At 62.8% G+C, this 17,074-nt stretch carries 19 protein-coding genes; 11 read left to right on the top strand and 8 right to left on the bottom strand.

The features are described 5' to 3' along the window. The first annotated feature begins 36 nt into the window (after window positions 1-36). The 6 genes from AC097R_RS18965 (at window position 37) to erpA (ending at window position 4,416) form a co-directional block, all read left to right on the top strand. Window positions 37-1,722, top strand: a complete 1,686-nt coding sequence (locus tag AC097R_RS18965) for a serine/threonine protein kinase (protein WP_479599774.1) — start codon at window positions 37-39, stop codon at window positions 1,720-1,722. Between the two features lie 176 nt (window positions 1,723-1,898). After that, on the top strand, window positions 1,899-2,369 hold the full coding sequence (gene rplM / locus AC097R_RS18960; protein WP_310344953.1) for a 50S ribosomal protein L13: 471 nt from the start codon (window positions 1,899-1,901) through the stop codon (window positions 2,367-2,369). After that, complete coding sequence (gene rpsI, locus AC097R_RS18955) at window positions 2,366-2,758, top strand: 30S ribosomal protein S9 (protein WP_094477218.1); 393 nt, start codon at window positions 2,366-2,368, stop codon at window positions 2,756-2,758. The genes rplM and rpsI overlap by 4 nt, the downstream gene beginning before the upstream one ends. A gap of 88 nt (window positions 2,759-2,846) precedes the next feature. Continuing rightward, the gene (locus AC097R_RS18950) at window positions 2,847-3,575 is read left to right on the top strand and encodes a DUF6776 family protein (RefSeq protein ID WP_479599773.1); all 729 of its coding nucleotides are present in this window, start codon (window positions 2,847-2,849) and stop codon (window positions 3,573-3,575) included. A gap of 18 nt (window positions 3,576-3,593) precedes the next feature. After that, on the top strand, window positions 3,594-3,989 hold the full coding sequence (locus AC097R_RS18945) for a bactofilin family protein (protein WP_479599772.1): 396 nt from the start codon (window positions 3,594-3,596) through the stop codon (window positions 3,987-3,989). A gap of 61 nt (window positions 3,990-4,050) precedes the next feature. After that, entirely contained in the window at window positions 4,051-4,416 is a 366-nt protein-coding gene (gene erpA / locus AC097R_RS18940) for an iron-sulfur cluster insertion protein ErpA (protein WP_310344961.1), read from the top strand. Between the two features lie 20 nt (window positions 4,417-4,436). Here the strand turns inward: erpA and AC097R_RS18935 are convergent, their stop codons facing one another. Together AC097R_RS18935 and AC097R_RS18930 are read right to left on the bottom strand one after the other, a co-directional pair. Then, complete coding sequence (locus AC097R_RS18935; RefSeq protein ID WP_479599771.1) at window positions 4,437-5,552, bottom strand: anhydro-N-acetylmuramic acid kinase; 1,116 nt, start codon at window positions 5,550-5,552, stop codon at window positions 4,437-4,439. A gap of 16 nt (window positions 5,553-5,568) precedes the next feature. After that, entirely contained in the window at window positions 5,569-6,939 is a 1,371-nt protein-coding gene (locus tag AC097R_RS18930; protein WP_479599770.1) for a peptidoglycan DD-metalloendopeptidase family protein, read from the bottom strand. Window positions 6,940-7,061: 122 nt separating this feature from the next. Here AC097R_RS18930 and tyrS point away from each other — a divergent pair, with 122 nt between their 5' ends. Continuing rightward, the gene (gene tyrS / locus AC097R_RS18925; protein ID WP_479599769.1) at window positions 7,062-8,306 is read left to right on the top strand and encodes a tyrosine--tRNA ligase; all 1,245 of its coding nucleotides are present in this window, start codon (window positions 7,062-7,064) and stop codon (window positions 8,304-8,306) included. A gap of 9 nt (window positions 8,307-8,315) precedes the next feature. Further along, window positions 8,316-8,780 (top strand): D-aminoacyl-tRNA deacylase, encoded by a 465-nt coding sequence (gene dtd / locus AC097R_RS18920; protein ID WP_479599768.1) that lies wholly within the window; start codon window positions 8,316-8,318, stop codon window positions 8,778-8,780. Between the two features lie 243 nt (window positions 8,781-9,023). Here the strand turns inward: dtd and ybeY are convergent, their stop codons facing one another. Then, window positions 9,024-9,470 (bottom strand): rRNA maturation RNase YbeY, encoded by a 447-nt coding sequence (gene ybeY / locus AC097R_RS18915; protein ID WP_479599767.1) that lies wholly within the window; start codon window positions 9,468-9,470, stop codon window positions 9,024-9,026. Further along, complete coding sequence (locus AC097R_RS18910) at window positions 9,470-10,483, bottom strand: PhoH family protein (RefSeq protein ID WP_479599766.1); 1,014 nt, start codon at window positions 10,481-10,483, stop codon at window positions 9,470-9,472. Before AC097R_RS18910 ends, ybeY begins: the two co-directional genes overlap by 1 nt. A gap of 89 nt (window positions 10,484-10,572) precedes the next feature. Here AC097R_RS18910 and ruvA point away from each other — a divergent pair, with 89 nt between their 5' ends. Next, window positions 10,573-11,145 carry a Holliday junction branch migration protein RuvA gene (gene ruvA / locus AC097R_RS18905; RefSeq protein WP_477885596.1) on the top strand — a complete coding sequence of 191 codons (573 nt, stop codon included), beginning with the start codon at window positions 10,573-10,575 and terminating at the stop codon, window positions 11,143-11,145. 51 nt (window positions 11,146-11,196) lie between these two features. On the opposite strand, the gene AC097R_RS18900 is transcribed toward ruvA, so the two are convergent. Both AC097R_RS18900 and AC097R_RS18895 read right to left on the bottom strand, forming a co-directional pair. Then, window positions 11,197-12,207, bottom strand: coding sequence for a carbonic anhydrase (locus AC097R_RS18900; protein WP_479599765.1), 1,011 nt, complete (start codon window positions 12,205-12,207; stop codon window positions 11,197-11,199). Window positions 12,208-12,222: 15 nt separating this feature from the next. Then, entirely contained in the window at window positions 12,223-12,369 is a 147-nt protein-coding gene (locus AC097R_RS18895) for a hypothetical protein (protein ID WP_479599764.1), read from the bottom strand. Between the two features lie 15 nt (window positions 12,370-12,384). On the opposite strand from AC097R_RS18895, the gene ruvB reads away from it, so the two are divergent. Continuing rightward, the gene (ruvB, locus tag AC097R_RS18890) at window positions 12,385-13,452 is read left to right on the top strand and encodes a Holliday junction branch migration DNA helicase RuvB (RefSeq protein ID WP_479599763.1); all 1,068 of its coding nucleotides are present in this window, start codon (window positions 12,385-12,387) and stop codon (window positions 13,450-13,452) included. 242 nt (window positions 13,453-13,694) lie between these two features. Next, window positions 13,695-14,777, top strand: a complete 1,083-nt coding sequence (locus AC097R_RS18885) for a S1 family peptidase (RefSeq protein ID WP_479599762.1) — start codon at window positions 13,695-13,697, stop codon at window positions 14,775-14,777. Window positions 14,778-14,786: 9 nt separating this feature from the next. On the opposite strand, the gene AC097R_RS18880 is transcribed toward AC097R_RS18885, so the two are convergent. Together AC097R_RS18880 and AC097R_RS18875 are read right to left on the bottom strand one after the other, a co-directional pair. Further along, window positions 14,787-16,523, bottom strand: coding sequence for a lysoplasmalogenase family protein (locus AC097R_RS18880; protein WP_479599761.1), 1,737 nt, complete (start codon window positions 16,521-16,523; stop codon window positions 14,787-14,789). A 70-nt stretch (window positions 16,524-16,593) separates the two neighbouring features. After that, window positions 16,594-17,052 carry a hypothetical protein gene (locus AC097R_RS18875; protein WP_479599760.1) on the bottom strand — a complete coding sequence of 153 codons (459 nt, stop codon included), beginning with the start codon at window positions 17,050-17,052 and terminating at the stop codon, window positions 16,594-16,596. Between the last annotated feature and the right edge of the window lie 22 nt (window positions 17,053-17,074).

Genomic DNA, 17,074 nt, shown 5'->3' with positions numbered 1-17,074 from the left:
GTGGAGCCTGGAGCTCCTTCCTACTGTTGCCACTGCATGAGTGATACCACCTCCCAGCCCAGCGAGCCCTCGGCTTTGTCCCTGGGCCACATGGACGCATTGCCGCCCGGCACGATGCTGGGCGAGTTCGAGCTGCAGGCGTTGCTGGGCGTGGGTGGCTTTGGCATGGTGTACCGCGGTTACGACCACTCACTGCACCGCCCCGTGGCCATCAAGGAGTACATGCCGTCCGCACTGGTAGGGCGTGGCACCGATTTGTTGGTGTCGGCCCGCTCTACCGCCGACGCCAAGCCTTTCCACGCTGGTTTGCAGTCCTTCATTGCAGAGGCCCGCTTGCTGGCGCGCTTTGACCATCCTTCGCTGGTCAAGGTGTACCGCTTTTGGGAAGCCAACAACACGGCCTATATGGCCATGCCACTGTATGAGGGCATCACCCTCAAGGAAGCCCGCCGCCGCATGAGCGGCCCGCCTTCGGAAGAATGGCTGCGCCAGGTGCTGTGGTCGGTGCTGGAGGCATTGCGCGTGCTGCACGACAACGACACCCTGCACCGCGACGTATCTCCGGACAACATCTTTTTGCAGAACCTGGGCCCCCCGGTGCTGCTGGACCTGGGCGCCGCGCGCCGCGCGCTGATGGATTCCAGCCAAAAGCACACCGCCATCCTGAAGGTGAATTACGCGCCCATCGAGCAGTATGCCGATGCGCATGACCTGCGCGAGGGGCCATGGACGGATTTGTACGCCCTAGCCGCTGTGGTGCATGGCTGCCTGTGCAACGAGCCGCCGCTGCCCGCCACCTTCCGGGTGGTGCGAGACCGTATGCCCGCTTTTGCCCAAGTCGCCAAGACCGCAGAAACGCATTTTGGCCAGCTGTATTCGCAGGCGTTTGTAGAGGCCGTGGCGCGCGCCCTCACCATTGAGCCGGCGGGACGCCCCCAGAGCGTAGATGCCTTTGCACAGGAAATGGCGCTGCAGGTGCCAGCCGATATGGCGCGGTTCGACTGGCGCCTGGGTTTGGGGCCATCCATCACGCTGGAGGAGCGCGGAGTGGCCTCGGTGCCGTTGACTACTGCCTTGCTCACCACCCAGCCTGCTCCCCAGGCACACACCCAGCCACTGACCGCCACGACCTCGCGGGCAACGGCCAAAACGGTGCAGGTGACGCCAAGGCGCAAGCACAAACCCGAGGTCGCAGCGGCCGTCACGCCACGCAAGACGGCCCCCTCGGGGTGGTGGATTGCGGCTGTCGTGGCGTTGGTCGTCGGGGTGCTGGCAGCTGTCTTCACGGTAGGCATAGGCCATAAACCGACGCCCCAGGCGGCCATTGCGGAGCCGGAAAAATCCGAGGCACCAATGGGCATAGTGCCTGTAACGGAAGTTCCTGTTCCGTCAGCATCGCCTAGCGTCGGAGCCTCCGCTCCCACGTCTCGCAATGCACCTGTTGCAGTGGCCAAGCCTGCTACAGCGCCAGTCGCCACAGCGGTGGCCGGTGACAAGCCGGTCGTGGCCAAGCCCAGCCGAGTGGAGCCCAAGCCCCCCGTTCCCTCGGCACCCCTGGTGGTCCAAGCGCCGCCGGTCGAGCTGTGTGCCGATGCCACGGTCCTCACCAAAACCATGTGTGTTTACCGGGAATGCCAAAAGCCTGAGCACGCGCATTTGCCGGCTTGCATTGCCGACCGCAAGCGCTGGGAAAACCAGAACAACAAGTCCGTGCTCCCCTGAAAAAGGGCATATTTGCCGATTGGCGGGGCTTTTTGTATAATCGAGGGCTTCGCAGCGCTTTTGTGGCTCCGCGGCGAAGGCTTTTTACAAAGTACCCCCACCTAAGAGATTCCCATCAGAGGAACGCCGACCGTGGAAAAGAGCTCGCCAAACCAACTCCTTTTTAGGAAATTCTCATGTCTACTTTCAGCGCAAAACCCGCTGAGGTCGTGCACGAGTGGTTTGTGATTGACGCGACCGACAAGGTCCTCGGACGAGTAGCCAGCGAAGTTGCTCTCCGTTTGCGCGGCAAACACAAGGCCATTTACACGCCTCACGTCGATACCGGTGACTTCATCGTCATCATCAACGCAGCCCAGCTGCGCGTCACAGGGGCTAAAACCCTGGACAAGGTGTACTACCGTCACTCGGGTTACCCCGGCGGTATCACAGCCACCAACTTCCGCGACATGCAAGCCAAGCACCCCGGGCGCGCTTTGGAAAAAGCCGTCAAGGGTATGTTGCCCAAGGGTCCCCTGGGTTACGCCATGATCAAGAAGCTCAAGGTCTACGGTGGTGCTGAGCATCCCCATACCGCCCAGCAGCCCAAGGTTCTGGACATCGCTGGTATTTCTGCCAACGCAGTGAAGAGAGAGGCCGCCCAATGATTGGTGAATGGAACAATGGCACCGGCCGTCGCAAATCCAGCGTCGCCCGCGTGTTTCTGAAAAAAGGCTCTGGCCAAATCGTGGTGAACGGTAAGGCGATCGAAAAATTCTTCGGTCGTGCAACGTCCATCATGATCTGCAAGCAGCCCCTGCTGTTGACCAACCACGCTGAAACGTTTGACATCATGGTCAACGTCGCTGGCGGCGGTGAGTCCGGCCAGGCTGGTGCAACCCGCCACGGTATTACCCGCGCTTTGATCGATTACGACGCCACACTCAAGCCCGTCTTGAGCCAAGCTGGCTTCGTGACACGCGATGCGCGTGAAGTCGAACGTAAGAAGGTCGGCTTCCACGGCGCTCGCCGTCGCAAGCAGTTCTCCAAGCGTTAATCGCCGCAACATTGCGTTGCAAAGCAACAGCCGCCAGAGTGCAAATTCTGGCGGCTGTTGTCTTTTGGGCTGCTAGACTTCGCCCTCCATGAGATTCCGCCTCCTTCGCCGCCGCCTCACCATCAGTGCGCCACGCATGGCGGTACGCAGCGCATTGCCTTGGCCGTTTCGCTGGGCCATGCTGGCCATCGTGCTCGGTTTTTGCTCGGCCATCGGCCTGTGGGCATTTGAGTTTGGCAAAGACATTGCAGGGTTGGACAAAGGCTCCAAGGAAGAGCTGATGCAGCTGCGCACCGATGTCGCTACCCTGCGCGCCGAGTTGGCGGATGTTAAGACGGAGCGTGACCAGGCCCAGTCCATTGCCAACACTGCCGATACCCTGGTAACGACTGAGAAGGCTTCGCACGAAAAACTGCTAGCGCAGGTCAAGCAGCTGGAAGCAGAAAACCGGGGCTTGCGTGACGATTTGGGCTTCTTTGAAAAGCTGATTCCCGCGGGTGCTGTCGAAGGTTTGGCGATTCGCGGCCTGCAGGCGGAGCTCAGCGCGCCCGGAACGTTAAAATGGCAAGCGCTGGTCATGCAGCCGGGCCGCAATACGCAAGAGTTCACAGGTCGTTTGGAGTTAACTTTTGCGGGAACGGTGAATGGCAAACCCTGGTTCGCAACCTTGCCGGATGGGGCTATCCCCATCAAGATCAAGCAGTACGGACGTATGGAGGGCGAGTTGGCGCTTCCTCCTCAGGTGATTGTCAAAAGTGTGTCAGCGCGGGTTCTTGAAGGTTCTACGGTCAAGGCGACCCAGACCCTCAAGCTGTAGTGTTTACAGAGGTTCACCATGTTCAATAAGAAAAAGCAGCCCCCCATCAAGAGCCTGATTGCCGAGGGCACACAAATCGACGGCAATATGGCCTTTTCGGACGGCCTGCGGGTCGATGGCGTTATCGTGGGCAATGTGATGGCCAGTGATACCGTGGCCAGCATTCTGGTGATTTCCGATTCGGCCAGCGTGACGGGTGAAATCACCGCCGACCACATCATCATCAATGGCACGGTGAAGGGGCCAATTCATGCCCGCCACATGCTGGAGCTGCAGCCCAAAGCGCGCATCGAAGGGGATGTGGAATATGCCGCCCTGGAAATGCACCAAGGCGCCCTGATTGCGGGCCAGTTGCGCCCCCTGCTGGGCGCAGAAGAAAAGCCCACACTGAAACTAGCGGCAAATAACCAGTAAAAGAATTCCCGAGCGAATTCCTGTACTATTTGCAGCATCCTGATACCGACCGGAGTCCCCCATGAGCGCAGTTGCCGAAAACATCCAGACCGAAATGCCTTCCCCCATCCTGTTTACCGACAGCGCGGCGGCCAAGGTTGCGGACTTGATCGCCGAAGAGGGCAATCCTGACCTGAAGTTGCGTGTATTCGTGCAAGGCGGCGGCTGCTCTGGTTTCCAGTATGGCTTCACGTTTGATGAAATTACCAACGAAGACGACACCACCATGACCAAAAATGGCGTGTCCCTGCTGATCGACGCCATGAGCTACCAGTACCTGATGGGCGCAGAGATCGACTACAAGGAAGATCTGCAGGGTGCGCAGTTCGTGATCAAAAACCCCAACGCCACGTCTACCTGCGGCTGCGGTTCGTCTTTCTCGACCTGATGTCTGGCAAGCCCTGCGGTTTACGCAGGGTAAATTGCACCGAGTATGCGGGCGCCCTGGGCGCCCGTTACTTTTGGCAAGCTAGCCGTTTGATGCAAGCAAGCCTGGCGGGCCAACCAGGCAAAGGCGCTAGCCTCCACCTGCAGCGGGGGCAAGCCCCAAGCATCGGATGACTCTACGGCGCACCTTGGCAGGTGATGGGCCAGTCGCTGCATCAAATGGGTATTGAAGGCACCGCCACCACAGACCACCAGGGTATTGCACTGCGGTGCGACGTTGCGCAAGGCTTCGGCACACGACCGGGCCGTTAGCTCCGTCAACGTGGCTTGCACGTCTTGCGGCGAGACATCGGCCACCTCCGATAAACAACGTGCCAGCCACGCGGCATTGAACAAGTCGCGCCCCGTGCTTTTGGGTGGCGGTTTCGCGAAAAAGGGTTCATGGAGCAAACGCGCCAACAAGGCTGCGTGCACATGACCACTGGCAGCCCAGCGGCCAGTGTCGTCAAAGGCCTGCCCGGTGTGGGTCTGACACCAGCCATCCATCAGCGCATTCCCCGGACCACTGTCAAAGCCCCGCACGGGCGCATCGGCAGAGGGATCCAGCACCGTGATGTTGGAGATTCCTCCGATGTTCAGCACGGCCAGGGCGCGGCCGTCTTGCCCGAAAAAGGCTTGGTGGAAGGGGGGCACCAGTGGGGCGCCCTGGCCCCCGGCAGCGACATCGCGGCTGCGGAAGTCAGCCACCACGTCGATGCCACACAGCTCGGCCAGCAAAGCCGGCTGGTTCAACTGCAGGGTGTAGCCCGTGCCATCAAATTCTTGCGGACGGTGCCGCACGGTTTGTCCATGCGCGCCTATGGCTCGGACGGCGCTACGTGGGGTCTGGCTGGTTTGCAGCAAGTTGGCGACCACTTCGGCGTATACCCGCACCAAGCCGTTACCAGCCAGAGCGGCGCGGTGCAGCTCGTTGTCGGCCGCCGTGTTCAGTGCCAGCAGCTCTGCGCGCAGCACGGCGGGCAGCGGAGTGCTGCAGTGTTGCAGCACGCGCATGCGCCCTTGGGAAAAATCGGCCAGCACGCCGTCCACACCGTCCAGCGAGGTGCCGGACATCAGGCCTATAAATAGCTCGGACACAGCGGGGCGTGTGCGCTTACTCGGCGCTACCGGGGCGCAGCTGGGCCGCTGCGGCCAATTGGCTACGCATCGCGAGTGCGGCTTGGTCGAATTGGGGTTTGAGCGCCGCGGTGACGGGCACCGATTCGCTTTGGCGCGCAATGGTCAGCGGGTCGTGGTGTACGCCGTTGACGCGGAATTCAAAGTGCAGGTGCGGGCCTGTGGCCCAGCCAGTGGCGCCGACCGCCCCGATGTTCTGGCCCTGCGACACGCTCTGGCCTTTTTTGACGTTGATGCGGCTCAGGTGGGCATACACCGTGGTTTGGTTGTTGCGGTGCTTCACCATGATTACATTGCCAAAACCGTTTTGCACGCCGGCAAAGTCCACCACGCCATCGGCGACGGTGCGCACGGGGGTGCCGGTGGTGGCCGCGTAGTCCACGCCCAGATGGGCTTTCCAGGTTTGCAAAATGGGGTGGAAACGCATCTTGAAGCCGCTGCTGATGCGTGAAAACTCCAGCGGTGAGGCCAAGAAGGCGCGGCGCAGGCTTTCGCCGGACAGCGTGTAGTAGCTGCCCTTGGCTGGGCCGGCAACGGCAGCCGTGGGGTCGCGGAACCACATGGCCTGGTGGGCCTTGCCGGCGTTGACAAACTCGGCGCTCAGCACGCGGCCGGAGCGCAGGGGTTCGCCATCGCCTTCCAGCGTTTCGTACACCACGGAGAAGCGGTCACCCTTGCGCAGGGCGCGGTGGAAGTCGATATCGCCAGAGAAGATTTCGGCCATCTGCACGCCGATGGAGTCGGGCAGATGGGCATCGTCGGTGGCGGCAAACAGCGAGGTCTGGATCACGCCGCTGGCCAAGCGCGTGGTCGCCACCAGTGGCAGGGTTTCCAGCTGGGCCTTGAAGCCGGTGGCGTCCTTGGTCACGCTCAGGCGCTTGAAGGTGCCATCGTCGAGTGGACTCCAGCGCGCAGTGAGAGCGGTCAGACCCTGCAGTTCGTTCACTTCCGCCGTGACGTTGCGGCCCGCGCGGCCCAGCAACTGCTGCTGCACCTGGGGATTGGCACGCAAAAAGGCAGATGCTGCGGGGTCAAACACGCCCAGGCGCTTGAGCAGGCTGTCGGCGGTGTCGGTGGAGCGGGTGACTTCGGAGCGGTACAGGCGCATGGCCTGCTCGGGCAGCGTCAGGTCCAGCGGCGCTGCGGGCAGGGCCTGCACGGCCTCGACCACGGTGCGCACGGGCAAGTCGGCGGCATCGGGGGCCAAGGACGCTACGGCGAAGGTGGCGCCTGTGCCACCCACCAGGAGTGCGGCGATGGCGGCGGTGATGCGTTTGGGGTGGCGCTGGGCTAGGTCACGTGTGTACGCAAAGCAAGCCTCTACGGCTTGGGTCAATCCGTGTTTCAAAATCTGGAACTCCGATGGGTGGTGCGGCACGACTAAAATTCAGCCGCTGGCAACGAACACGTTGCAGGAGAGAGCCCGCAGTATAGCGGCGGCACCTCCCTCGGCAACCAGAAAAAACCCTTATGAATCAAGCCTCAAGCCCCTCTATTGTTGTAAGTGATCGTGTGCGCGAGGCCCTGGCGGTGACCCTGCGTGGTGTGGAAGAACTGCTCCCGCAAGACGAGTGGGTGAAAAAGCTCACCAAGTCGGAAGCCACCGGCACGCCGCTGCGCATCAAGCTGGGGCTGGACCCGACCGCGCCCGACATCCACATCGGCCACACTGTCGTCCTGAACAAGATGCGGCAATTGCAAGATCTGGGCCACACCGTGATCTTTTTGATCGGCGATTTCACCAGCATGATTGGCGATCCCAGCGGCCGCAACAGCACCCGCCCGCCGCTGACGGCCGAGCAGATCAAGGTCAACGCCGAAACCTACCGCGCCCAGGCCGACAAGATTCTGGACCCGACCAAGACCGAGTTACGCTACAACAGCGAATGGAGCGACCCGCTGGGCGCGCGCGGCATGATCCAGCTGGCCAGCCGTTACACCGTGGCCCGCATGATGGAGCGCAACGATTTTCACGACCGCTTCAAGGCCGGCACGCCGATCGCCGTGCACGAATTCCTCTACCCACTGATGCAGGGTTATGACAGCGTCGCCTTGAAGAGCGATCTGGAACTGGGCGGCACCGACCAGAAGTTCAACCTGCTGATGGGCCGCACGCTGCAGGCCGAATATGGCCAGGAGCCCCAGTGCATCCTGACCATGCCGCTGCTCGAAGGCCTGGACGGCGTCGAGAAGATGTCCAAGAGCAAGAACAACTACATCGGCATCTCAGAAGACCCGAACACCATGTTCGCCAAGGTGCTGTCTATCTCCGACGTGCTGATGTGGAAGTGGTACACGCTGCTGAGCTTCAAGAGTGAAGCCGAAATCGCTGCGCTGAAGGCCGAGGTCGACGGTGGGCGTAACCCCAAGGACGCCAAGGTGGCGCTGGCGAAGGAAATCACCGCCCGCTTCCACAGCGCGCAAGCGGCCGATGCGGCCGAGCAGGATTTCATCAACCGCAGCAAGGGTGGTGTGCCGGACCAGATCGACGAGATCACGTTGCCTTTGGGCGAAGGTGGCGCGGCGCTTGGCATTGGCGTCTTGCTGAAGTCCGCCGGCCTGGCGGCTTCCAGCGGTGAAGGCAACCGCCTGATCGATGGCGGCGGTGTGCGCATCGACAGCAACGTGGTGAGCGACAAGGGACTGAAGCTGGGTGCGGGCACCTATGTGCTCCAGGTGGGCAAGCGCAAGTTCGCCCGCGTGACCTTGGCCTGATCCCACGCGATGCTGGCTTTGGTGCAACGGGTGCGGCGCGCCCAGGTGACGGTGGATGAGGCGGTGGTCGGCAAGATTGGCCGCGGTCTGCTGGTGCTGATGTGTGCCGAGCAGGGCGATACCGAAGCACAGGCAGTCAAGCTTCTGGCCAAGCTGCTGAAGCTGCGCATCTTCAGCGACAGCGCGGGCAAGATGAACCTCGCAGTGCCCGATCTGGATGGTGCGGGCACGATGGGCGGCTTGCTGCTGGTGAGCCAGTTCACGCTGGCGGCGGACACCACTGGCGGTAACCGGCCCAGTTTCACGGGTGCTGCGGCGCCTGAAGACGGACGCCGACTCTACGACTACTTTGTGGCCCAGGCGCGGGTGGCGCACCCTATTGTGCAGACCGGCATTTTTGCGGCGGATATGCAGGTGGAACTGGTCAACGATGGGCCGGTGACCATTCCTATGCGGGTGGCGCCTGTTGCCTGATTGCTATTGATTTTGTAGCTGCTTGCGCAATATTGGCGGGGGCTAGGGGGTTGAAAGGCTTGTAAGTTTATGGGTTCGCGCGCGCGAGGGGACACCAACACACTAACCTTTGACGTTCGACGTTCTTGATACCCGCAGGAGTAGCCCCAGTGGGTGTTTTGCGCAGGTCAAGGAGGAGGCCGAAGGCCGGGGGACACGGAGCAAAGCGCCCACCGCGGCTGCTCCGGAGCGAACGCCAAAAACTCAGTACGGGTTCTTAAACCCCAGCCGAGCCATGATCTCCGTCTCGCGCAGCTCCATCACCTCCGCGTCCTCGTCCAGCTCATGGTCCCAGCCCTGCGCATGCAAGGTTCCGTGGACGATCATGTGGGCGTAATGCGCCTCCAGCGTCTTCTTCTGCTCCTTGGCTTCCTTGGCAATCACCGGTGCGCACAACACCAGATCGGCGGTCACCACGGGGTCTTGCGTGTAGTCAAAGGTCAGTACGTTGGTGGCGTAGTCCTTCTGGCGGTACTCGCGGTTTAGCGTCTGGCCTTCTTCCGCATCGACGATGCGCACGGTGATTTCGCCGTCCACTTCTAGCGTGTTGCGGATCCAGCGGATCACTTTGTGGCGCTTGAGCGCAGTGCGGTGTTTGTCGGCGTCTTTGAGCTTGCCGAATTGCAGGGAGAGAGAGAGTTCGGGCAGCATCAGCGGACCTTGGGTGTTCGGGTTTTGGGCAGGCCTACGCGGGGTAGTTCGGGTTCTGGTTCGGGGATGGCGATGCGCGGCAGGTCTTCCAGTCGTGCGGCATCGTAGGCGTCCACAATGCGGGCCACCAGCGGGTGGCGCACGATGTCGGCGCTGGTCAGGCGCGTGATGGCAATGCCGGGCGTACGGCGCAGGATGCGCTCAGCATCGACCAAGCCGCTCAGCTGGGTCTTGGGCAGATCGATCTGGCTCACGTCACCCGTGATGACCGTCTTGGTGCCAAAGCCCACGCGCGTGAGGAACATCTTCATCTGCTCGGGCGTGGTGTTCTGCGCTTCGTCCAGGATGACGAAGGCGTTGTTCAGCGTGCGTCCGCGCATGAAGGCCAATGGCGCAATCTCTAGCGCCTGGCGTTCGAAGGCCTTGTGCACTTGGTCATAGCCCATCAGGTCATAGAGCGCGTCGTACAGCGGGCGCAGGTACGGGTCCACCTTCTGGTTCAAGTCGCCGGGCAAAAAGCCCAGGCGCTCACCGGCTTCCACGGCAGGGCGCGTCAGCACAATGCGTTGCACTGCGGCGCGTTGCAGGGCGTCCACCGCAGCGGCCACGGCCAGATAGGTTTTGCCGGTGCCGGCGGGGCCGATGCCAAACGTGATGTCGAACTCGGCGATGTTGTCCAGGTAGACGGCTTGGTTCTGGCTGCGCGGCTTCAGATCGGCGCGGCGGGTGACCAGGCTGGGACCATCGGTCGCATCCATGCTGCCATCGCCGCTCAACATCAGTTGCACCGTGGACGGCTGGATGGGGCGGGCCGCGATTTCGTACAGCGCCTGCAGCATGTCCATGGCGCGCTGGGCCTTGAGCTTGGGGCCTTCGACCTTGAACTGCTCATGGCGGTGGGCGATGCGCACCTCCAACGCGACTTCAATCGTGCGCAGATGCTCGTCGGTGGGGCCGCACAGGTGGGACAGGCGCGTGTTGTTCAGCGGCGAGAAGGTGTGTCTGAGAATCAAGCTGATAATTCCGGGCGGGTGGAGCGTGAGCTAAGCCCCAATGATAGGCAACAAACTCGATTCACCCCAAGCACCGCAGGCACGCACCCATGATCGGCAAACTCACAGGCATCCTCAGCGACAAAAATCCCCCGCAGGTCATCGTGGACTGCGGTGGCGTGGGTTACGAGGTGCAGGTGCCCATGAGCACGTTCTACAACCTGCCAGCCGAGGGCCAGAAGGTCAGCCTGCTGACCCATTTTGTGGTGCGCGAAGACGCGCAAATCCTCTACGGTTTTGGCAGCAGCAGCGAGCGCGAGGCGTTTCGCGAACTCATCAAGATTTCGGGTGTGGGGCCGCGCACCGCGCTGTCGGTGCTGTCGGGCATGGATGTGGCGGACCTGGCGCAGGCGGTGACGCTGCAAGAAGCTGGGCGCCTGGTCAAGGTGCCGGGCATTGGCAAGAAGACCGCCGAGCGTTTGTTGCTGGAGCTCAAAGGCAAACTGGGCGCCGACATCGGCGCGCCACTGGGCGCGGCCAGCGATGCGCAGGCCGACATCCTGCAGGCGCTCCTGGCGCTGGGCTACAGCGACAAGGAGGCCGCGGCTTGCCTCAAGGCCTTGCCCAAGGATGTGGGGGTGAGCGATGGGATCAAGCTGGCGCTCAAATCATTGGCAAAATAGGCCACTAGCCCGCGTGGAATATGCGTGATAAGCTACTAAATCGATAGCGAATTATTGAGCCTCACGCACGGGGCGGCCGTTCAGCGCCTGCACGGGGCGGGCGTTGGCGGCGTAGAGCTGGGTGAACAGCTTGTACTGCGCGCGGCTGATTTGCATGGGCTGCTTCAGCACGGTCCACAGCACGCCCTCGGTACACGGCGGCGTGGTCAGCGAGCCCATGAACTGGTAGTAGCGCTGGTCGGTGGGGAGCAGCTCGTTGAGGTTGAGCAACTCGCGTGGCATGCGCACGCGGTCATTCACTTCCAGCGGCATATAGGTCCACACCTTGTCGATCAGCGGGTTGGCCACACCGGGTTCCAGCAGCACAGCCACCACGGCCAGTTGGCCGTCGTCGTTCTTGTGCACCAAGTGCGCCACCATGGCCGCACGCTTGCCGTTCACCTGTTCTTCGGAGGGTGTGTGGAAGTGAAACTGCAGCAGCTTGTAGCGCGTGCCGCGCACGGTGATGGTGTTGTCGCCCTGCACGTCCACCTGGATGGTGTGGCCGTTGTTGACCACGGTGCCGTTGCTGGCCGTGTAGTTGAACAGCAGTGGTTCTGCCGGGCCCTGCAGGGTGTTGCCGTCTTCGATGTTGATGGGGGACTGGCGCTTGCCCAGCGCGCAGACATTGAAGTCGGGCTTGAGCTTGCCCCAAGCCTGCGGCCCCATATCCCCTTCATAAGCCCAATGCACCTCGCCGCCATGGGTGTCCGCACCCATTTTGGCGGTCTGGCTGGCCATCGCGGCAGCACGGGCGGGTGTGCGGCGACTGGAGGAGGCTGCGCCCGCCGGCCCGGTACCGCTGACGGTGATGGTGAGTTTTTTCTTGGGGGCTACGCCCAGCGCGTCGCGCAATTGGTCGCCCACCTCCTTGGCGTTGGAGGCACTGCTGGCCTGGATATCGACGGCAGCGGGCTTTTTGGCCGCCGCGGGTTTGGTGGTGGGCACAGCGTCGTTGGCCCATACCGTGGCGGAGCCCAGCGCCAGGGCCAGCAGCAGAAAGTAGGGGGGGCGGGTGGGCATGGCTGGCGCTGCCTTTCAGTCGTGCAGAAACGTAAATCCAGGCCCGGGCGCGCCAGACAAGGAGGGGATATCTTGCATATCGGCACAGTGGCGGTGCTTCTTGAGCGCGGGCAGTGCCGCGCTATAGTGGGCACCCACCCCGGGTTTTGTGATTTTCTGCATGGATAGGCCTCTTTCGTGAGCATTCAGACCGACGATTTTTCTGTTCCACCCCCTGCCGCGCCGCGCATGGTGTCTGCCGCGCCGGTGTCCAGCAGCGAAGAGGCGATCGAGCGTGCGCTGCGCCCCAAGCTGCTGGACGAATACGTGGGCCAGGCCAAGGTGCGCGAGCAGCTGGAGATCTTCATTGGTGCGGCCAAAAAACGCAACGAGGCGCTGGACCACGTGCTGCTGTTCGGCCCGCCCGGCCTGGGCAAAACCACGCTGTCCCACATCATTGCGCACGAGCTGGGCGTGAACCTGCGCCAGACCAGTGGCCCGGTGCTGGAAAAGCCCAAGGACCTGGCGGCGCTGCTGACCAACCTGGAAAAAAACGACGTCCTGTTCATTGACGAAATCCACCGCCTGTCGGCCGTGGTGGAAGAAATCTTGTACCCCGCGCTGGAGGACTACAAGATCGACATCATGATCGGTGAAGGTCCCGCAGCACGCTCCATCAAACTCGACCTGCAGCCCTTCACGCTGGTGGGCGCCACCACCCGCGCCGGCATGCTGACCAACCCGCTGCGCGACCGCTTCGGCATCGTGGCGCGGCTGGAGTTTTACAGCTCCGAAGAACTGGGGCGCATCGTCAAACGCAGTGCGGGCCTACTGGGCGTGCCCATGGAAGAAGAGGGCGGGTTTGAAATCGCCCGCCGCTCGCGCGGCACGCCACGCATCGCCAACCGCCTGCTGCGCCGGGTGCGTGACTATGCCGAGGTGAAGGGCGACGGCACCATCACACTGGACATCGCCAACCGCGCCCTTGCCATGCTGGACGTGGACCCCCAGGGCTTTGACCTGATGGACCGCAAGCTGCTGGAAGCCGTGATCCACCGCTTTGATGGCGGCCCCGTGGGGCTGGACAACATTGCGGCCAGCATTGGCGAAGAGCGCGAAACCATTGAAGACGTGATCGAGCCCTACCTGATCCAGCAGGGCTACCTGCAGCGCACGCCGCGCGGGCGCATTGCCACGCTGGCGGCTTACCGGCATCTGGGCGTGACGGCGCCCGTAGCGCCAGCCGTAGACCTGCTGGGCGACTGAATCAGCGCCCGGCAACGGGTGCTTGACTCTGGAACTCCGCAGGCGCACGATGGTCCCAGGTCTATCCACCCTGGAGGTTGACCATGGACGCACTACCGACCCCAACGGAGTTGTTCCTACCCCGCACCCGCGGACCGTGGTCTGCGCCGGCAAGCCTTGCCCGGCCACCGGTATACAGGCCCGCGGGAACGTCAACCCGCGCTGACCGCGCGGCGCGCCGGCATTTGCGACGGGCGCTGTGGGTGGTTCTGTGTGTCGCGGCTGTGTTGGCGGGCATGGGCGTGCAAAGCCTGTACACGGCTGACCTGGCAGAGCGCCTGGAGCTGGCGCAAGCACGCGTGAACGATCTGGACCAAAACCTGCAGACTTTGCGGGCGCAAGCCTCCACACACGACGACGTGGAGTCGCTGCGCAGTGTCATGGGGCATGGCTTTGATGGCACGGCGGCCCGTGTCAGTGCGGTGGAGTCTGGCTCGGTGGCGCCCGTGGTGTCCCGGGTGGCCAATTCAGTGGCGCTGATTCAGGCGCGCTATGTGCTGATCGATCCGCCTACCGGCCGGCCTTTGCGGTTAGCAATGGCCAAGGGCAAACCACAAATGGGGGCTGACAACGAGCCTCGCCTCACGCTGGCCGGGCAAGGGCCTATCTACATGTTTCGCTCCACCGGCACGGCCTTTGTGGTGGATGCGCAGGGCACGCTGGTAACCAACCGTCATGTGGCCTTGCCCTGGGAGCAAGGCGTGGCGATGCATGCCATGCAGAGCTTTGGTGTGCGGCCCATGGTGTTGGAGTTGCGCGGTTTCTTGCCCGGTACGGTAGAACCCTTTGCCGTGTCGGTGGCGGGGGTCAGCACCACCCATGATCTGGCGCTGCTGCGTGGAACGGGTGCCGCCCTCACGGCGGAGCCGCTGACGATGTCCACGCTGGCGCCCTCGCCGGGCGACGCGGTGTTGGTACTGGGGTATCCCACGGGGCTGACGGCCTTGATCGCTCGGGCCGACAAGCGCTTTGTGACCGGCTTGCGCCAGCAGGCCGACATGAATGACCAGAAGGCGGCAGAGGCCTTGGCGCAGGCCGGGTTGATCCAGCCGCTGGTCAGCCGCGGCATCGTGGCCCAGGTGAGCGATGCTGCTGTGGTGCACGACGCCCAGACCACGTTTGGTGGCAGCGGCGGCCCGGTGCTCAATCTGCGCGGCGAGGTGCTGGCCATCAACCGATCGATCCTGGCGGGCTTTGGCGGCGCCAACATGGGCGTGCCAGTGGGGGTGGCCAGCGACATGCTGCTGGCCGAGAGCGAGGCCCGCAAGAAGGCAGAGCAGCCCTGAGGCCTTGGTTCAGTGGCGTTGTGTGCGTTGCACGTTGTGCACGATGAGCAATTGGGCCGCGTAGTAGGTCAGCAAAATCCAGAACGAAGCCAGTGGCACGGGTATGAGGAATTTGTTCACCGCAATCAGCGAGTCACTCAGCATGAACACGCACGCGCCCACGGCTACCCAGCGCGCGGCTGCATCACGTTGCGCGGTGGCGCGACCGATGGCCTGTGCCGCCATCAACGAAATCACGCAGACATAGGCCGCTACCGCCCCCTTGAGCACAGCGTCGCCCAGGCTGCCCCACAAGGTGGCGTACATCACCGCGCCAAAGGCCAGCACATAGACCAGCGCCGTACGGCTGGGGAACCAGGCCTGACCCTGGCGGAACAGTGCGATGTAAAACAAGTGCGCCATCAGGAACGCGGCCAGGCCGGGGATGAAGGTGTTGCCGGGCAGCATGAGGAACACGTCGCCTACCAGTGAAAACGCCAATGCACCGACCAGCAGCGCCGTAGATTTGGTGTCAAACAGGCCGCTAGCCCCCGTTGAATATGCGCGAGAAGCTACAAAAGCAATAGCAAGCACCATGGCTAGCGGTTTGGTGACGAGGTAGTAGGGCAGCAGGCCCATAGCCCCCAAGGTGGCGAGCGCTGCGGCCTCCACCACCAGCACCTCCAGCGCACCCAGGCGGTGCTGCATGAAGCGGCCCAGCGCCCACATGGCGGCCGAGAGGGCCACGCAGCCCGCGGCCGCGTCGGCAAAACTCAGCGAGTCGGCCACCCACAGGTAGCCAGCCACCGCGCCCAGCGCCAGCACAAACTGCAGGCTGGCAAACCATTGCTGGCCTCGGGTCAGCTGCGGGTCATAGGTTTGCACCTGGTCCAGGGTGAACGCAGGTTTTGGACGGGCGGCGGCCAGGTCTGGGGGTTGCCAGCCCGGTGGCTTGAACCAGATGCGCAGCTTGTCGGCCCAGCGCTGGGTGGCCCAACTGTCTTTGGCCAGGCCCCAGTAGACCTCGGCATTGGCCCACAGCGGGTCCCAGCTGTTGAGCGGGCCACGCGTTCCGTACACGCAGGGCTCCTTTTCTTCGGTGAAGGTGCCAAACCAACGGTCCCACAGCACCAGAATGCCGCCGTAGTTTTTGTCGATGTACGGGTCGTTCACCGCGTGGTGTACGCGGTGGTTGCTGGGGGAGCAAAACACGCGGTCAAACCAGCCCAGCTTGCCCACTTGTTCGGTGTGCACCCAGAACTGGTAGAGCAGGTCGATCAGGGCCACGATGCCAAAGATCAGCGGCGGCACACCGGCTACCGCCATGGGCAGGTAGAAGATCCAGCCGAAAAAGGTGCCACTGGAGGTCTGGCGCAGCGCGGTGGACAGGTTGTAGTGCTGACTCTGGTGGTGCACCACGTGTGCCGCCCAGAACAGCGCCACCACGTGGCCGGCGCGGTGCAGCCAGTAGTAGCAAAAGTCATAAAACACCAGTGCCAGCACCACGCCGTACCAGGTTTTCCAGAATTCCAGATCGGGATACAGCGCCACGACACCAAACACTGCGGTGTAAATGCCAATGCTGAGCACCTTGCTCAGCACCCCGCTGACCTGGCTCAGGATGCCCAGGCTGATGCTGTTGATCGCGTCGTTCAGCCGGTAGGCGCGCGCACCGGGCACGCGGGCGTTGGCGCGGCGGCTCCAGGCAAATTCCAGGGCGATCAGCAGCAGGAAAACGGGGGTGGCGAAAACGATGACTTTGCTCATTCTCGTATTTTTGCCGAGCAAGCGCTTGGTGCCGAGCGGGACAACCCTAGTCCGCCGTAGGGCGGGCTGACTAATTTGCGCGGAAATCGCGCCACTGCGCGCGCGTAAACCAGCCGCAGACAATCGCCAGTACGGCGTAGAACATCAGCGTGCCCCAGGCAATGTTGGGGTAGTCCCAGGCAAAGCCCAACACCGCGGTGACGCTGATGAGGAAGAGAAGACCCGAAAGCAGGGACCAAACCAGTGCCAACGCGCGCTCCACGCCGGAACGCAACGTCCCCATGGCCTGGTGCGTGTCTTGCCAGGCCTTCGCTGCATCGTCGAGCGGGCTGGCGTCTTGTGCGGCTAGGGCCTGCGCCACATTGGCATGGCTAGCCAGCGCGGCAAAGTCTCCACGTGCGGGCCGGGCGGCCCGCCTGCGCCACCAGAACACGAAAAACAGCAGGCCGATGGCTGCCACGATCATGGCTGCGTAGAGCAACTGGTCCTGCCAGGGGACCGAGGCGGCGTGCATCCAGTAGTGGCCCATTCGTGTGCTCCGTAGCGGGTGC

The sequence above is a fragment of the Rhodoferax sp. ZS1R25 genome, assembly GCF_056521335.1.
Note: the sequence above shows the minus strand (reverse complement) of the source record. Positions and strands in the feature narration are given on the sequence as shown.

What these genes read in the sequence shown, in the direction of transcription:
- AC097R_RS18965 (WP_479599774.1), top strand. Translation starts at nt 37, where the DNA reads ATGAGTGATACCACCTCCCAGCCCAGCGAGCCCTCGGCTTTGTCCCTG.
- rplM (WP_310344953.1), top strand. Translation starts at nt 1,899, where the DNA reads ATGTCTACTTTCAGCGCAAAACCCGCTGAGGTCGTGCACGAGTGGTTT.
- rpsI (WP_094477218.1), top strand. Translation starts at nt 2,366, where the DNA reads ATGATTGGTGAATGGAACAATGGCACCGGCCGTCGCAAATCCAGCGTC.
- AC097R_RS18950 (WP_479599773.1), top strand. Translation starts at nt 2,847, where the DNA reads ATGAGATTCCGCCTCCTTCGCCGCCGCCTCACCATCAGTGCGCCACGC.
- AC097R_RS18945 (WP_479599772.1), top strand. Translation starts at nt 3,594, where the DNA reads ATGTTCAATAAGAAAAAGCAGCCCCCCATCAAGAGCCTGATTGCCGAG.
- erpA (WP_310344961.1), top strand. Translation starts at nt 4,051, where the DNA reads ATGAGCGCAGTTGCCGAAAACATCCAGACCGAAATGCCTTCCCCCATC.
- tyrS (WP_479599769.1), top strand. Translation starts at nt 7,062, where the DNA reads ATGAATCAAGCCTCAAGCCCCTCTATTGTTGTAAGTGATCGTGTGCGC.
- dtd (WP_479599768.1), top strand. Translation starts at nt 8,316, where the DNA reads ATGCTGGCTTTGGTGCAACGGGTGCGGCGCGCCCAGGTGACGGTGGAT.
- ybeY (WP_479599767.1), bottom strand. Translation starts at nt 9,470, where the DNA reads ATGCTGCCCGAACTCTCTCTCTCCCTGCAATTCGGCAAGCTCAAAGAC.
- ruvA (WP_477885596.1), top strand. Translation starts at nt 10,573, where the DNA reads ATGATCGGCAAACTCACAGGCATCCTCAGCGACAAAAATCCCCCGCAG.
- AC097R_RS18900 (WP_479599765.1), bottom strand. Translation starts at nt 12,207, where the DNA reads ATGCCCACCCGCCCCCCCTACTTTCTGCTGCTGGCCCTGGCGCTGGGC.
- AC097R_RS18895 (WP_479599764.1), bottom strand. Translation starts at nt 12,369, where the DNA reads ATGCAGAAAATCACAAAACCCGGGGTGGGTGCCCACTATAGCGCGGCA.
- AC097R_RS18880 (WP_479599761.1), bottom strand. Translation starts at nt 16,523, where the DNA reads ATGAGCAAAGTCATCGTTTTCGCCACCCCCGTTTTCCTGCTGCTGATC.
- AC097R_RS18875 (WP_479599760.1), bottom strand. Translation starts at nt 17,052, where the DNA reads ATGGGCCACTACTGGATGCACGCCGCCTCGGTCCCCTGGCAGGACCAG.